The sequence below is a fragment of the Streptomyces sp. NPDC051909 genome, from assembly GCF_040681095.1.
GTDB lineage: Bacteria > Actinomycetota > Actinomycetes > Streptomycetales > Streptomycetaceae > Streptomyces.
Genome location: NZ_JBFAYA010000003.1, coordinates 282,341 through 297,218 on the forward strand (window position 1 = coordinate 282,341; position 14,878 = coordinate 297,218).

At 72.9% G+C, this 14,878-nt stretch carries 12 protein-coding genes and 2 tRNA genes; 8 read left to right on the top strand and 6 right to left on the bottom strand.

All coding sequences use genetic code 11. The features are described from left to right. Positions 1-46: 46 nt before the first annotated feature. Positions 47-460 (bottom strand): SsgA family sporulation/cell division regulator, encoded by a 414-nt coding sequence (locus AB0M18_RS06845; RefSeq protein WP_015032345.1) that lies wholly within the window; start codon positions 458-460, stop codon positions 47-49. Between the two features lie 189 nt (positions 461-649). Between AB0M18_RS06845 and AB0M18_RS06850 the strand changes: the two genes are divergently transcribed. Next, entirely contained in the window at positions 650-1,123 is a 474-nt protein-coding gene (locus tag AB0M18_RS06850; RefSeq protein ID WP_365755736.1) for a TIGR02611 family protein, read from the top strand. 62 nt (positions 1,124-1,185) lie between these two features. Next, positions 1,186-1,257, top strand: a tRNA-Val gene (locus AB0M18_RS06855). A gap of 48 nt (positions 1,258-1,305) precedes the next feature. Here the strand turns inward: AB0M18_RS06855 and AB0M18_RS06860 are convergent. Continuing rightward, complete coding sequence (locus AB0M18_RS06860) at positions 1,306-3,720, bottom strand: hypothetical protein (RefSeq protein WP_365755737.1); 2,415 nt, start codon at positions 3,718-3,720, stop codon at positions 1,306-1,308. A gap of 82 nt (positions 3,721-3,802) precedes the next feature. Between AB0M18_RS06860 and AB0M18_RS06865 the strand changes: the two genes are divergently transcribed. Both AB0M18_RS06865 and AB0M18_RS06870 read left to right on the top strand, forming a co-directional pair. Next, a complete protein-coding gene (locus AB0M18_RS06865; RefSeq protein WP_365755738.1) occupies positions 3,803-4,246 on the top strand; it encodes an SRPBCC family protein in 444 nt (147 codons plus the stop codon). Positions 4,247-4,323: 77 nt separating this feature from the next. Continuing rightward, a tRNA-Val gene (locus AB0M18_RS06870) sits at positions 4,324-4,395 on the top strand. Between the two features lie 79 nt (positions 4,396-4,474). Here AB0M18_RS06870 and AB0M18_RS06875 read toward each other — a convergent pair. Next, positions 4,475-5,203 (bottom strand): 3'-5' exonuclease, encoded by a 729-nt coding sequence (locus tag AB0M18_RS06875; RefSeq protein ID WP_365755739.1) that lies wholly within the window; start codon positions 5,201-5,203, stop codon positions 4,475-4,477. A 119-nt stretch (positions 5,204-5,322) separates the two neighbouring features. Between AB0M18_RS06875 and AB0M18_RS06880 the strand changes: the two genes are divergently transcribed. The 3 genes from AB0M18_RS06880 (at position 5,323) to thrS (ending at position 9,362) form a co-directional block, all read left to right on the top strand. Then, the gene (locus tag AB0M18_RS06880) at positions 5,323-5,898 is read left to right on the top strand and encodes a DUF4365 domain-containing protein (protein ID WP_365755740.1); all 576 of its coding nucleotides are present in this window, start codon (positions 5,323-5,325) and stop codon (positions 5,896-5,898) included. After that, complete coding sequence (locus AB0M18_RS06885) at positions 5,898-7,247, top strand: hypothetical protein (protein WP_365755741.1); 1,350 nt, start codon at positions 5,898-5,900, stop codon at positions 7,245-7,247. The genes AB0M18_RS06880 and AB0M18_RS06885 overlap by 1 nt, the downstream gene beginning before the upstream one ends. A gap of 138 nt (positions 7,248-7,385) precedes the next feature. Next, a complete protein-coding gene (thrS, locus tag AB0M18_RS06890; RefSeq protein ID WP_365755742.1) occupies positions 7,386-9,362 on the top strand; it encodes a threonine--tRNA ligase in 1,977 nt (658 codons plus the stop codon). A gap of 69 nt (positions 9,363-9,431) precedes the next feature. Here thrS and AB0M18_RS06895 read toward each other — a convergent pair whose 3' ends face one another. Beyond that, complete coding sequence (locus AB0M18_RS06895) at positions 9,432-10,040, bottom strand: potassium channel family protein (RefSeq protein ID WP_365755743.1); 609 nt, start codon at positions 10,038-10,040, stop codon at positions 9,432-9,434. Between the two features lie 116 nt (positions 10,041-10,156). On the opposite strand from AB0M18_RS06895, the gene AB0M18_RS06900 reads away from it, so the two are divergent. Next, positions 10,157-10,720, top strand: coding sequence for an HIT domain-containing protein (locus tag AB0M18_RS06900; protein WP_265865414.1), 564 nt, complete (start codon positions 10,157-10,159; stop codon positions 10,718-10,720). Between the two features lie 63 nt (positions 10,721-10,783). On the opposite strand, the gene AB0M18_RS06905 is transcribed toward AB0M18_RS06900, so the two are convergent. Next, positions 10,784-12,442 (bottom strand): hypothetical protein, encoded by a 1,659-nt coding sequence (locus AB0M18_RS06905; protein ID WP_365755745.1) that lies wholly within the window; start codon positions 12,440-12,442, stop codon positions 10,784-10,786. Between the two features lie 222 nt (positions 12,443-12,664). Beyond that, positions 12,665-14,866: an elongation factor G-like protein EF-G2 gene (locus tag AB0M18_RS06910; protein ID WP_365755746.1), complete on the bottom strand. Its 2,202-nt coding sequence runs from the start codon at positions 14,864-14,866 to the stop codon at positions 12,665-12,667. Positions 14,867-14,878 lie beyond the last annotated feature (12 nt).

Genomic DNA, 14,878 nt, shown 5'->3' on the forward strand with positions numbered 1-14,878 from the left:
GCCGTCTCCCCGAGTCGGACGGCGCCGTGCGGCTGTAGGCCTGGCCTCAGCTGTCGGCCAGGATGTGGGAGAGCTCCGTGTCGAGGTCGAAGTGGCGGTGCTCGGTGCCCGGTGGCACGGCAGCGTCGGTCCGCTTGAGGAACGACTCCAGGGCCCGCGCCGGGGCCTCGAGCAGGGCTTCGCCCTCGGGGGAACTCAGTGCGATGCAGACGACTCCCTGACCGTGGCTGCGGGACGGCCAGACCCGGACGTCGCCCGTGCCGGTGGGCCGGTGCAGCCCCTCGGCGAGAAGGTCGCGGGCGAAGACCCACTCGACCGTCTCCTCGGCTCCGGTGTGGAAGGTGGCGTGCACGGCATACGGATCGGCCGTGTCATACCGCAGGCCCGCGGGTACAGGCAGTGAGGACTCGCTCGACACAACGAGGCGCAGGTGCAGCTCGCAGCTGACCGTGGTGTTCATAAGCGCCAGGGCCTTTCGCTCAGTGTGCGCTCGGGGATTCGCACGTCGGCGAAATCGACATGCCACCTACGGTGCCGTTGTAAACCCCTCTGTCTGTTTTGTGATCGTTCAGGTAGCTCGTATGGGCGCGTGTGACTTTGGGTAATAGCTCCATTTCGACAGTCGGAGGCGGTCCGGTAAGTTGGGGTCATGAATGCGGAGAGTGACGAGCGCACCGGGGAGTCCGCGGCCGACGGGGACAAGGGTGCGCGGCAGGAGACCACCCCGGACACGACCGGGGGTGCCGAAGGGGCGCCGCTCGGCTCCCGGGCGCCGGAGTTCATCAAGGCCCGCCGGACCCTGCATCTGAGCTGGCAGGTCGGCGTCTTCGTCGTCGGCCTCGCCGTCGTCGGCGCCGGCATCGTGATGCTGCCGCTGCCCGGCCCCGGCTGGCTGGTGATCTTCGCCGGCATGGCGATCTGGGCGACCGAGTTCGTCTGGGCCCAGCTGGTGCTGCGCTGGACCAAGCGAAAGGTCACCGAGGCCGCCCAGCGCGCCCTGGACCCCAGGGTCCGCCGTCGGAACATCATCCTCACCAGCATCGGCCTGGTGATCATCGGCGTGCTGCTCGCCATCTACCTGTGGAAGTTCGGCTTCGTCATGCCGTGGAAGATCGACGAGTGAGCGAGTGAGCCGGTGATGGTTCGGAAGCACCGCTGACATGCGGTAATGTTTGCGGTGCACCCGGGCGATTAGCTCAGCGGGAGAGCACTTCGTTCACACCGAAGGGGTCACTGGTTCGATCCCAGTATCGCCCACCCGGACCGAAGGCCCGGAGACGGAATCCGTCTCCGGGCCTTCGGCGTTCACCGCATCCGGCCGAGCCGCTCGCGCAGTCGGCGTGCGTCGCGCAGGCGCTGCTCGTACGTCGCGCCCACCGCGAGCAGCAGCAGACCGGCCAGGGCCGGCGGCAGCCAGCGGGGCAGCGCGCCCACCGCCTGCACCACGTACGGCGCGAGCTCGTGCAGTCCGACCAGGGCGAGCACCGAGCCCCCGAGCAGCAAGGGCGCCTGCAGCCGGAACCGCGCGCCGAGCAGCGTCACCGCGAGCGCTCCCAGGCCGAGCAGCAGCGGACGCGTCCAGTGCGGGTCGGCCCAGGCCGCGAAGAGGCTCGGCACCAGCGTGGCCGCGAGCCCCGGCCCGTAGGCCGTCCACGAGGACGCCTCCGGGTCCCGGCGTCGCCGCAGCACGCCGACCGCCAGGGCCGGCACCGTCACCGGCAGGGTGTACGCCTCCGGGGTCGTGACCTCCCACACCGCGAGGCGCACCCAGGTCGCGAGCAGGAACAGCACCGCCGCCGCCCACGAGGCCACCGGGCGCCGCTCCGGCCGTACCGCCGTCGCCGCCGCGAGCACCCCGGCCAGCGCCAGACCCAGCGCGAGCAGTGCCGGGCGCTCGGCCGTCAGCGCCACCCCGAACAGCCCCACGGCCGCGCCGGTGGCCTCCACCGCCACGGACACCGGACGGCGGCGCAGCCACGCGCCCAGGGCGCCCGTCCCGGCCGGCACGGCGAGCAGCAGCAGACCCGTCACCGGCTCCGACAGGCCCCCGGCCGCCGACCCGGCCCCCACCAGGCCCGCCACCGTCAGAACGGCCGCACAGGCCGCCATCGTCCGCCGGAGCCCGTCGCCGAACACCGCGACCGCGCCGAACAGCGCCGCCAGCACCCCGAGCACCGCGAACGTCGCCGCCCGCGAGTCGAGCGCCGGTGCCACCGCGGCCAGGCCCGAGGCCATGCCGAACCCGAAGCCGAGCCAGGCCAGGACCTCCGTCGCACCGTCGAGGCGGCGCGCCACCGGTGCCGGGCGCACCGCCACCGCCAGGGCCGCCGCCGCGGCCGCCGGCTGGACGGCGAGGGACGCCCCGTACGGCAGGCCGAACGCCACCGGCAGGCCGACGACCAGCGCCCACGCCAGCCCGAGCGCGGCCCCCCTCGCCCACAGACGCGGCACGGCCACGAGCGCGGCCGTCACCACAAGCAGCACCAGCGACGCCGTCGCCGGGTAGCCGGACAGCGTCCGCTCCGCGTGCTCCCCGGACCAGACCGCCGTCGAGCGCACCCGCGGGTCGAGCAGGGCCAGGACGGTCGGCGGCAGCGCCCACAGCGTCGCGAGGCCCAGCACCCCGGCGCCCGCGAGCGCCAGACCGTCACGCGGCCGCGCAAGCGCCACCGGAGCCGTCCGCGGGCCCGCCCACGGACCCCGGTGCCAGACCGCGGCGCCCGTGAGCGCCAGCGCGCACAGCGCGTACCCCGGGACGATCCACGCCTCCGGCACCCCGGACCGCAGCAGACCGCCGAGCGCGGCGATCCCCGCCAGACCCGCCACCGAGGCGGAGGCGAGCGCCGAAGGGGTGTGGCGCACCGCGAGGAACAGCAGCACGACGGCGCAGGCGAGCAGCAGCGGCAGCGCCCTCACCGGCGAGGTGAGCGAGAGCCCCAGGCCGGCGAGCAGCGCCCAGCCGCCCAGACCCGCCGCACCCACCCCGGCCGTCACCCGCACCGGCAGAACCTTGAGCCACACCATCGCCGCCACGTCCAGGGCGGCCGTGCCGAGCGCCGCCCAGGCGAACGCGGTGATCCCGCCGTCCGCCGCCAGGACCCCCAGCGTCAGCGGCAGTTGGGCCGCCACCACGGCGGCCGGGAGCGGGGTGCGCAGGCGGGGGAGGGCGGAGCCGTACGCCGCCCAGGCGCCGGCCAGGACCGCCGAGGCGGCCGCCGTGTAGCCGAGACCGCCGGTCTCCGGCAGCGCCACCCGGTGCAGGGCGTACGCGTCGAGGACCGTCAGGACCAGACCGAGCGCCGCCACCGACTCCGCCGTGGACACCAGACCGCGACGCAGCAGCACCACCGGCGCGAACAGCGCGCCCGACGTCACCACCGCGAGCACCGCGGACCGGCCGCCGATGCCCATCGTGCCCCAGCTGACCAGCGTGAACACGAGCGCGGCCACGGTCAGCAGCACGCCGCCGAGGGTGAGCAGCACGTTCTGGGTGCTGCGCGGGGTCGCCTCGGGCGGGCGCGGCACCGCACCGGGAACCGTGCCGGGCGTCGGCCAGGGCCGCGGGGCGGCCGCCGGCAGGGCCGACGCGGCCCGCTGCGCGTCGAGAACCCGTACCAGCCAGTCCCGGCGCAGCAGCAACTGCGCCCGGTGGGTGTCGAGTCGGGCCAGTTCGCGGTCGACGAGCGCGAGCTCTTCCGCGGGAGGCAGGGAGGTGTTCATAGCCGGAGTGTGGCGCCGGGCACGGCGAAAGGGGATGCGCTCGGATACTCAGATCCGGCCCTGAGTAGCCCACACTGGGCCCATGGACTGGTGCCGCTACCGCTTCCGCAGCGTCTGGCGTCTCGCCGCCCCGCCCGCCGCCGTCTACGGCGTCCTGGAGCGGGCCGAGGACTACCCGCTCTGGTGGCCGCAGGTCCGCGAGGTCGTCCCGCTCGACGAGCACACCGGCACCGCCCGCTTCCGCTCCCTGCTGCCGTACGACCTGGTGGTCACCGCCCAGGCCCGGCGCCGCGACCCCGACGCCGGGGTGCTGGAGGTCGGCATGTCCGGAGACCTGGACGGCTGGGCCCGCTGGACCCTCAGCGCCGAGGGCGCCGGCACCCGCGCGGTCTACGAGCAGGAGGTCGAGGTCCGCAGCCCCCTCATGCGCGCCCTCGCCGTCCCCGGCCGGCCCTTCTTCCGGGCCAACCACGCCCTGATGATGCGCGGCGGCCGCCGCGGCCTCGCCGCCCACCTGCGTACCTAGGGCGCACCCCACGCGCGCCCCGCCTGATCCGGTTTGAACGAAGCCCGTCCGGGCCTGTATGGTTTCACCCGTTGCCCGGGCGATTAGCTCAGCGGGAGAGCACTTCGTTCACACCGAAGGGGTCACTGGTTCGATCCCAGTATCGCCCACCGGGAAAAGGCCGGTCCGTCACACGACGGACCGGCCTTCGCCGTTCCGGTCGTCGTCCCGCCGTCGTTCGCGCCCCGCTCACGCCGCCGTCGACAGCTCCGGACGCAGCGGCCATGCCGGGTCCACCGTCTCCGGAGTGCCCTGCCGGGCGAACCAGGCCTGAAGACCGCGCGCCTGCGCCGCGTGCCACACCGCCTGCAGGGTGTGCAGCTCCGCCGGGGTCAGCCGCTCCAGGCGGGACGCGAACCGCCGCCCCACCGCCCGTACGACCTCGAGCGCGGCCTTCGCGTCCGCCGCCGCGTCGTGCGCGCCGTCGAGCACCACCTCGTACTGCTCGCACAGATCCGTCAGCGTCCGCCGGCCCTTGCGGTAGCGGTCCAGGTGCTTGTCCAGGACCCGCGGGTCGAGCACGCACAGCGGCACGTGCTCCGTGTAGCGGCCCAGCGAGGACGCCCGGTGCCGGCGCAGCTCGCGGTCCAGGATCGTCAGGTCGAACGGCGCGTTCATCACCACCAACGGGCGGCCCGCCGCGCTCTGTTCGGCTATCGCCCGGGCCAGCTCCTCCATCACGGGCGACGGCCACCGCCCGTTGCGCTGCAGATGATCGTCCGTCAGGCCGTGGATCGCGGTGGCCCCGGGCGGCACCGGCACCCCGGGGTTCACCAGCCAGCGTGTCACCCGCGGCCGCATGCCCGCCGCGTCCTGGACGACGAGGGCGGCGGACACGATCCGGTCCTCCTCGACGTCGACTCCCGTCGTCTCCGTGTCGAACGCGGCCAGGGGCCCGTCGAACCAGTGCGTCGTCATCCCGAACTCCTCGCACATGCACGGCAGATGGCCAGCCCCCTGCCCGAATCGTTGATACCCGGGCTGTTTGCGCCGTACGCGGGCCGGTGACAACACAGGTGACGGGGAAGGGAACTGACATGGCGCTCGCCCAGCCCGCGTCGGACGGGCTGCCGCCCCAGCGGGCGGCACCGCTGCGCGGCTCGCTCGCCACCACCGCCTGCATGGAGACCCTCCAGGTCGGATACCTCCACGCGGTCGCGGCGGCGGCCGGCTGCTCGCTGTCGCAGCCGTTTCCGGACAACGGCATCGACTGGCACGTGAGCCACAGCGCTCCCGACCACACCGTCGACGACGAGGTGACCATCAAGGTGCAGCTCAAGTGCACCTACCAGCTACCGCCGCGCACCCGGCGGGACGCGAGCGGCGCCTTCTCCTTCACGCTCGACAACGAGCACCTGGTGAAGCTCGCCCGCACCCCCGTCGCGGTCCACAAGATCCTGGTCGTGATGCTCGTGCCCCGCGACCGCGAGGACTGGCTGCGGGCCGGGCACGAGCGGCTCGACCTGCGGCACTGCTGCTACTGGATCAACCTGGCCGGCCACCCGGTCACGGGACGCCGCAGGACCACCGTGCGCATCCCGACGACGCGGATCTTCGACGACCGGGCGCTCTGCGAGATCATGGCGCGGGTCGGCGTGGGAGGGAGACCCTGATGCACCGGCCGATCGACGAACCGGAGAACGGGGCCGGACACGGCCCCGACCCACTGCTCCCACCGGGCCACACCGTGCCCCCACCCCTCCGGCCGCAGCCCCACCCGGCGCCCGGCGAGTTCCCCGGCCACTGGACCGGCGTGCCCGCCGCGCCCGTCGGCCCCTGGGCCGACGCGGGGGAGGCCCCCGACCCCTGCCGCGTCGACCCCCGGGTGCTCGGCGCGCTGCTCGCCCGCCACGGCTGGCGCCGCCGCGGCGGCGCGGCCGGCCGCTACAGCCGCTGGTCCCCGCCCGGACCCGGCACCGGCGGGCGCGGCACCAGCCTGCTCGTCCCCGAGAACCGGGCCTTCCCCGACTCCGACGACCTCATCGGCGAGGCCCTCGCCGCCCTCGCCCACAGCGCCGACCCCTCCGCCCGCGAGGTGCTCACCGGCCTCGCCGTCCCCAGCGACGAGATCCGCTGGTGGCGCGACGTGCCGCCGGGACCCGCCGGGGCCGTGCCCTGGCCCGTGCAGGAACAGCTCCGCAGCGCCGCCCGCGGACTGCTCCTCGCCGGCGCCCTCGCCGTCCGCGACCGCGCCGGCTACCACGGCGCCCGCCACAAGCGGCAGGCCCAGGCATCCCTGGAGTCCGTCGTCGTCGGCGCCGCCCCCGGCGGCCGCGGCCTCACCGCCTTCCTGCCCGTCGACCCCGGCCGCGCCGTCTCCGTCCGGCTCTACCACGCGCTGTACGCGACCCGGGAGGCCGTCGACTACCAGCGGGCCACCGGCGGCATGGAGGCCTTCGACACCGCCGTGCAGGCCGGTGTCAGCCGCGAGCTCACCGAGGCCCTGGTCGCCCTGGTGCGCGGCACCGAGGGCGCCGGCATCACCCTGGAGTGGTCCCCGGCCGCCGGCACCCCCGCGGGCTGCGCCGCGCGCCCCGAGCCCGTCGAGTTCTCGCCCGGCGACCTGCCCGCCCTGCGCGAGGCCGGCGCCCGCTATCTGAACGACGAGCCCTCCGTACCCGTACGCATCACCGGCACCGTCGTCCGCATGCGCCGCTCCGGCCCGCGCGGCGAGGGCACCGTCCGGCTCCGCGTCCTGGCCGGGGCCGAGGTCGGCCATGTCCGCGCCACCCTCGACGAGGAGGCCTACCGCACCGCCGGCCACGCCCACCTGGTCGGGCTGCCCATCCGGGTCGTCGGGCGCCTGGAGAGCCGCGGCGGCTTCCGCCGGCTGACCGACGCGACCGGGGTCGTCCCCGTCCAGGTCGACGAGGCCGAGCGGGACCGGCTGATGAAGGCGGTCCACGACAGCGGCGAGGGCGGCGGGTTCTTCGACGAGGGGGGCGACGCGGAGGAGACGTGAGCCGGAGGAACGCTCCTCGGGGCGCGACCGGGCCGCACGCGAGCCCGTAGGATCGGTGACGCGCGGCACCTCGTCTCTGCCGCGCACCGTTGGCGCCGGCACCTCGTGTCTGCCCGCGCCCCTATGTATGGAGCATCCGTGTCTGAAGTCCGTGTGACCGTCCAGTCCGCCTCCGGGCCCGAGGAGAGGACGGTGAGCGCGGGCACCACGGCCGGCGCGCTGTTCGCCGACGACCGCACCGTCATCGCCGCCCGCGTGGCCGGCGAGCTGAAGGACCTGTCGTACGAGCTCGCCGAGGGCGATGTCGTCGAGGGTGTCGAGATCTCCTCCGAGGACGGTCTGAACATCCTGCGCCACTCCACCGCGCACGTCATGGCGCAGGCCGTGCAGGAGATCTTCCCCGAGGCCAAGCTGGGCATCGGCCCGCCGGTCCGGGACGGCTTCTACTACGACTTCGACGTCGAGAAGCCGTTCACGCCGGAGGATCTCAAGACCATCGAGAAGAAGATGCAGGAGATCCAGAAGCGCGGGCAGCGGTTCGCCCGCCGTGTCGTCACGGACGAGGCGGCCCGCGAGGAGCTCGCCGACGAGCCGTACAAGCTGGAGCTCATCGGCATCAAGGGCTCCGCGTCGACCGACGACGGTGCGGACGTCGAGGTGGGCGGCGGCGAGCTGACCATCTACGACAACCTGGACGCCAAGACCGGCGAGCTGTGCTGGAAGGACCTCTGCCGCGGTCCCCACCTGCCCACCACCCGCAACATCCCGGCCTTCAAGCTCATGCGCAACGCCGCCGCCTACTGGCGCGGCAGCGAGAAGAACCCGATGCTCCAGCGCATCTACGGCACCGCGTGGCCGTCGAAGGAGGAGCTCAAGGCCCACCTCGACTTCCTCGCCGAGGCCGAGAAGCGCGACCACCGCAAGCTCGGCAACGAGCTCGACCTCTTCTCGATCCCGGACGAGATCGGCTCAGGCCTCGCCGTCTTCCACCCCAAGGGCGGCATCATCCGCCGGACGATGGAGGACTACAGCCGGAAGCGGCACGAGGAGGAGGGCTACGAGTTCGTCTACTCGCCGCACGCCACCAAGGGCAAGCTCTTCGAGAAGTCGGGCCACCTCGACTGGTACGCCGAGGGCATGTACCCGCCCATGCAGCTCGACGAGGGCGTGGACTACTACCTCAAGCCCATGAACTGCCCGATGCACAACCTGATCTTCGACGCGCGCGGGCGCAGCTACCGTGAGCTGCCGCTGCGCCTGTTCGAGTTCGGCACCGTGTACCGGTACGAGAAGTCCGGCGTCGTGCACGGCCTGACCCGGGCCCGCGGCTTCACGCAGGACGACGCGCACATCTACTGCACCCGCGAGCAGATGGCGGAGGAGCTCGACAAGACGCTCACCTTCGTCCTCAACCTGCTGCGCGACTACGGTCTGACCGACTTCTACCTGGAGCTGTCGACCAAGGACCCGAACAAGTTCGTCGGCTCGGACGAGGTGTGGGAGGAGGCCACCGCGGTCCTCCAGCAGGTCGCCGAGAAGCAGGGCCTCCCGCTGACCCCCGACCCGGGCGGCGCCGCGTTCTACGGCCCGAAGATCTCGGTGCAGGCGCGCGACGCCATCGGCCGTACCTGGCAGATGTCGACCGTGCAGCTGGACTTCAACCTGCCGGAGCGCTTCGACCTGGAGTACACGGCGGCGGACGGCTCGCGCCAGCGCCCGGTCATGATCCACCGCGCTCTGTTCGGCAGCATCGAGCGGTTCTTCGCGGTGCTCCTGGAGCACTACGCGGGCGCCATGCCGCCGTGGCTGGCCCCGGTGCAGGCGGTCGGCATCCCGATCGGCGACGCGCACGTCGAGTACCTGCAGGAGTTCGCCGCGGACGCGCGGAAGCGGGGTCTGCGGGTCGACGTGGACGCCTCGTCCGACCGCATGCAGAAGAAGATCCGGAACCAGCAGCGCCAGAAGGTGCCGTTCATGATCATCGTCGGTGACGAGGACATGAACGCGGGCACGGTCTCCTTCCGCTACCGCGACGGTTCGCAGGAGAACGGCATTCCGCGCGAGGACGCGCTGGCGAAGCTGGCCGACGTGGTGGAGCGCCGCGTCCAGGTCTGACCAGGCCTGACGAGGTCTGACGAGTCGGTCAGCAGGCCCCCGGGGTTCCCCGGGGGCCTGCTCCGTCGGTCAGTCCTCGTCGCCCTCCCGGCGGAAGACCTGGATCAGCCAGGACGAGAACGAGCCCGTCACCGCGCCGAGCAGGGCCAGGCCGCAGGCCATGATGCCCACCGCGACCATCCGTCCCGCCGGCGTCACGGGCACCACGTCCCCGTAGCCCACGGTCGCCAGCGTCGCGCAGGCCCACCACACCGCGTCGCCGAAGGTGACGATGGACGCGCCCGGGGCGCCGTACTCGAGGTCGTAGACGGTGAGCGCGCCCGCGAAGCCGAGCAGGATCGCGGAGATTCCCGCGTACGCCATGACGCGGGCGTAGAGCGTGAGCCGGGGCTCCTGATGTCGGCGCTGGGCGCGGTCGTACGCGGTCACCACCCGCAACGGCCGCAGCAGCGGCAGGATCAGCACCACCGTGTCCAGAAAGTGCCGGCGCACGAAGCGCAGCGGGCCGAGGCCGCTGAGCCTGAGGCGTACCGCGTAGTCGACGACGAACACGGCCCAGGACGCGAAGATGAGGGCGAGACAGAAGTCGCGCCAGCCGGTGGGCAGGTCGCGGCCGAGGATCCGCATCGCGTAGCTGCCGAGGTAGACGAGGGACGTCACCGTCAGGGGGATCTCCATCCGACGGTCCCAGCGCTCCTGCCTCGGAGGAGTCGGCGGCCTGTCCTTCATCGGACCAGCATGGCCCGTGCAGCGATCTTCCGCCCCGGCGACACGTTCCGAACGGGCGAAGCAATATGCTGCACAGCATGACGACTGAGCCGGAGCAGCAGATCGGAGTGGGGACGCAGGACGCGTTCCAGCGCCTGTGGACGCCTCACCGGATGGCGTACATCCAGGGCGAGAACAAGCCGACCGGGCCGGGTGCCGAGGACGGCTGTCCCTTCTGCACGATCCCGGCGAAGTCGGACGAGGACGGTCTGGTGATCGCGCGCGGCACGAGCGTGTACGCGGTGCTCAACCTGTACCCGTACAACGGCGGGCACCTGATGGTGGTCCCGTACCGGCACGTCGCCGACTACACGGACCTCGACGCGGCCGAGACGGCGGAGCTCGGGGAGTTCACCAAGCGGGCCATGGTGGCGCTGCGGGCGGCCTCGGGCGCGCACGGCTTCAACATCGGCATGAACCAGGGCACGGTCGCGGGCGCCGGGATCGCCGCCCATCTGCACCAGCACGTGGTGCCCCGCTGGGGCGGCGACACCAACTTCATGCCGGTGGTGGGCCACACCAAGGTGCTTCCGCAGCTGCTCGCCGACACCCGGAAGATGCTGGCCGACGCCTGGCCGGCCGGCCTCTGAGCCTGGACCGTACGGCAGTGAGGGGAGCCCCGTCCGGGGCTCCCCTCACTGCCGTACGGCGCGCTACGCGTCGTAGACGTCGGCCTTCTTCGGGCCCGGGTCCTGGATGCCGCCGCTGAGGACCAGCGAGCGGGCGGCGAAGCGCTCGGTGTCGACGTTGTGCTCGTCGAGGACCCGGAGGGTCGCCGCGTGCACCGCGCGGAGCACCGGGGTGGCGGTACGGATGGCGTCGTCGGCCATGAAGCGGTGGCGCCAGGGCTGGCCGGCCCAGGCGTGGCGGAGGCCGAAGGGCTCGGGCAGCACGAGCTTGCCGCCGAGGAAGTCCAGGATCGGCGGGAACCAGGTGAGCGGAGCGCGGACGGCCTGGCGGACCACGTCGTCGGTGTCGGTCAGCGGCAGCTTGATCTCGCGGGTCTCCCAGAACCGGACGGTCTTGGAGACCTCCTTGGTCTTCGCCTTCGGCTTCGTCGTGAAGAGGCCGTGGACCGGGCCGAGGGCGTGGCCGGTGACCTCGACGCGCAGGGTGTGGTGGAGGGAGGTGACCGTCACCATCATGGTGAGCACGAGCTGTCCGTCCCAGAGGGTGAACTGGACTCCCAGATAGTGGCGGTTCCCACTGCCGAACTGCTGGTCGTTGCAGATGCGCTGTATCTCGTGCGGCTTCACCTGGAAGTGCACGATGTTCTCGCCGTCGGGGCGGGCGACCTCGTCGGCGCCCTCGCCGACGGGGGAGACGATCCAGTGCTTGACGGTCGGCTTGGGGAAGCCGGTCTTGAGCGAGCCGCGTTCGAGCAGCGTCAGCTCGGTGTGGATCTGGCGGACCACGTCCCAGGCGCGGAAGTCGTGGATCTCCTTGCCTTCGCGCGGGAGCAGCTCCTCGGCCATGGTCCAGCTGCCCCAGCGGGTGCCCATGCCCAGTATTCCCTTGGGGCCCGCGTAGAAGACGACGTTGGACTGCTGCTCGGCGCCCAGCTTCTCCAGGTTGAGGCGCAGTTCCTCGGCGGTCTTCTCGGTGGGGTCCTTGGGCACGGCCTCGGGGATCGCGGCGCCGAGGCCGCCGCCGCTGAGCAGCGTGGTCCAGCGCTCGCGCAGGTCCTTGGCGGTGTTCTCGCAGATCTGCCGGGCCAGGTACCAGCCGACGACCGGGGCCACGATCATGGCGCGGAGGTAGTTGGGCAGCACGCCGTCGAAGGGCAGCTTGACCAGGACGAGCAGGGCGAAGAGGCCGGCCGCGACGAGGAGGGCGGTGCCGATGGCGCTGGTGCGCTTGTTGGCGGATCCGGCGGCGGTGCGGCGCAGCCAGATGACGCCGAGCCAGATCAGCAGACCGGGCAGGAACAGCACGCCGAAGACGACGGTGACCAGGGTGAGCCGGATGTCGCGCCGCTTGCGGATGCCGTTGGCGGCGAGGCAGTGCTCGACGACGGGCTGGGGGTCGGCGCCGAAGGACTGGATGAGCGGCTTGCGGGCGCCGCCCAGCATCCGCACCTGGACGGCGCGGGAGAAGGCCTCGCCGAGGTCGGGACGGAAGAGCGTGGACGCCTTGCCCTCCTTGACCGTCGACTTGTGCAGGTCGTTGTTGGCGTCGAGGATCGCCTCGACCGGGCTGTCGCGGTACGCGGCGGAGGCGAGGGCATGGGTCGCCGCCGTAGTCGCGTCCGAGCCCTGGAGGGGAATCTGTGCCCCGGGTCCGAAACTGCCGATCGTCACTGCCGCCCCCATCGCCACGGTTCCTGTGCGGGCTGTTCCCAACTGCCGCGCCCCGCACACCTTCTGAGCTGGGCACCACAGCGTAACCGGGTGGCGACGGATGCGTCACCGGAGCGCGCGGAGGCGGCCGAATGCACGAGGGGCGGCCGAATGCCGCCCGCCGGAGGGGAGTTGACGGGCGGCACCGGCTGTCGGAGGGTCAGGATCCGGACGTCGGCGTCCGGATCCGGCGCGTCAGGCGGCGGACTCCGCGCGGAGCCTCTCCGCCAGGTGCGGGGGCATCGCCTCGTGCCGGGCGTAGGAGCGGTCGAAGGTGCCCGTGCCGTGGGAGACGGACCGCAGGTCCACCGCGTACCGTCCGATCTCGATCTCCGGCACTTCGGCGCGCACCACGGTCCGGCCGGGACCGGCCTGTTCGGTGCCGACCACCCGGCCGCGCCGGGTCGACAGATCGCTCATCACCGCGCCCACGTAGTCGTCGGGAACGAGGACGGTGACCTCGGCGACCGGTTCCAGGAGGTGGATCGGCACCTCGGCCGCCGCCTCCCGCAGGGCGAGCGCGCCCGCCGTCTGGAAGGCCGCGTCGGAGGAGTCCACCGAGTGCGCCTTGCCGTCCCGCAGGGTGATCCGGATGTCGACCAGCGGATAGCCGGCCGCGACCCCGCGGGCCGCCTGCGCCCGGACGCCCTTCTCGACGGACGGGATGAACTGGCGCGGCACCGCGCCTCCGACCACCTTGTCCACGAACTCGATGCCGCTGCCCGGCGGCAGCGGTTCCACGTCGATCTCGCAGATGGCGTACTGGCCGTGGCCGCCGGACTGCTTGACGTGCCGGCCGCGCCCCGCGGCGCCCGCGCCGAAGGTCTCCCGTAGCGAGACCTTGTGCGGGACGGTGTCGACCTGGACGCCGTACCGGCCGCGCAGCCGCTCCAGTGCCACGTCCGCGTGTGCCTCGCCGAGGCACCACAGCACCACCTGGTGCGTGTCCTGGTTCTGTTCGAGCCGCATGGTCGGGTCCTCGGCGACGAGCCGGGCGAGCCCCTGCGAGAGCCGGTCCTCGTCGGCCTTGCTGTGCGCCTCGATCGCCAGCGGCAGCAGCGGCTCGGGCATCCGCCACGGCTCCATCAGGAGCGGGGCGTCCTTGCCGGACAGGGTGTCGCCGGTCTCCGCGCGGCCCAGCTTGGCGACACAGGCGAGGTCGCCGGCGACGCAGTGGGCGAGGGTGTTCTGCTGCTTGCCGAAGGGGGCGGTCAGCGCCCCGACCCGCTCCTCCACGTCATGGTCCTCATGGCCCCGGTCGGCCAGGCCGTGCCCGGAGACGTGCACCGTCTCGTCGGGCCGCAGCGTCCCGGAGAAGACCCGGACGAGGGAGAGCCGTCCCACGTAGGGGTCGGAGGAGGTCTTCACGACCTCGGCGACCAGCGGCCCGGCCGGGTCGCAGACCACCGCCGGGCGCGACTGCCCCTCCGGGGTGGTCACGGCCGGTGCCTCGCGCTCCAGCGGGCTGGGGAAGCCGCCGGTGATCAGCTCCAGGAGCTCGACCGTGCCCAGGCCCTGCTTGCCGCCGTCCGCCGCCGGGGCCGCGGCGAGCACCGGATGGAAGGAGCCGCGCGCGACGGCCTTCTCCAGGTCGGCGATCAGGGTCTTCAGGTCCACCGCCTCGCCGCCGAGGTAGCGGTCCATCAGGGTCTCGTCCTCGCTCTCGGCGATGATCCCCTCGATCAGCCGGCCCCGGGCCTCCTCGATGAGCGGCCGCTGCGCCGCGTCGGGCGGGTCCTCCCGCCGTACCCCCGTGGAGTAGTCGAAGATCCGCTCCGTGAGCAGTCCCACCAGGCCGGTGGCCGGGGCGTGCCCGTCGGCGCCCTCGGCGCCGCGCACGGGCAGGTAGAGCGGGAGCACGGCGTCCGGGTCGTCGCCGCCGAAGTGCTGCCCGAGGAGCTCGGTGAGCCGGGTGAAGTCGGTGCGGGCCGTGTCCAGGTGGGTGACGACGATCGCCCGGGGCATGCCGACGGCCGCGCACTCCTCCCACACGGCGCGGGTCGAGCCGACCACGGCGTCGGCCTCCTGGGCGGCCGAGACGACGAAGAGGGCCGCGTCCGCCGCGCGCAGACCGGCCCTCAGTTCCCCGACGAAGTCGGCGTATCCGGGTGTGTCCAGGATGTTGATCTTGTAGCCGCCCCATTCGACCGGGACGAGCGAGAGTTGTACGGAGCGCTGCTGGCGGTGCTCGATCTCGTCGTAGTCGGAGACCGTCCCGCCGTCCTCGACGCGGCCTGCCCGGTTGACCGCGCCCGCGGTCTGCGCCAGTGCCTCGACGAGGGTCGTCTTTCCCGATCCGCTGTGGCCGACCAGCACCACGTTCCGCACGGCCGAGGGCCGGTCGGCCGTTGGAGCCCTGCCGGCGGCTCCGGAGCGGGGGTTCGCCTTGTCGCCCATGATGTTCCTCCC

Coding starts and splice junctions, on each gene's coding strand:
- AB0M18_RS06845 (WP_015032345.1), bottom strand. CDS start 460: ATGAACACCACGGTCAGCTGCGAGCTGCACCTGCGCCTCGTTGTGTCG.
- AB0M18_RS06850 (WP_365755736.1), top strand. CDS start 650: ATGAATGCGGAGAGTGACGAGCGCACCGGGGAGTCCGCGGCCGACGGG.
- AB0M18_RS06860 (WP_365755737.1), bottom strand. CDS start 3,720: ATGAACACCTCCCTGCCTCCCGCGGAAGAGCTCGCGCTCGTCGACCGC.
- AB0M18_RS06865 (WP_365755738.1), top strand. CDS start 3,803: ATGGACTGGTGCCGCTACCGCTTCCGCAGCGTCTGGCGTCTCGCCGCC.
- AB0M18_RS06875 (WP_365755739.1), bottom strand. CDS start 5,203: ATGACGACGCACTGGTTCGACGGGCCCCTGGCCGCGTTCGACACGGAG.
- AB0M18_RS06880 (WP_365755740.1), top strand. CDS start 5,323: ATGGCGCTCGCCCAGCCCGCGTCGGACGGGCTGCCGCCCCAGCGGGCG.
- AB0M18_RS06885 (WP_365755741.1), top strand. CDS start 5,898: ATGCACCGGCCGATCGACGAACCGGAGAACGGGGCCGGACACGGCCCC.
- AB0M18_RS06895 (WP_365755743.1), bottom strand. CDS start 10,040: ATGGAGATCCCCCTGACGGTGACGTCCCTCGTCTACCTCGGCAGCTAC.
- AB0M18_RS06900 (WP_265865414.1), top strand. CDS start 10,157: ATGCTGCACAGCATGACGACTGAGCCGGAGCAGCAGATCGGAGTGGGG.
- AB0M18_RS06905 (WP_365755745.1), bottom strand. CDS start 12,442: ATGGGGGCGGCAGTGACGATCGGCAGTTTCGGACCCGGGGCACAGATT.
- AB0M18_RS06910 (WP_365755746.1), bottom strand. CDS start 14,866: ATGGGCGACAAGGCGAACCCCCGCTCCGGAGCCGCCGGCAGGGCTCCA.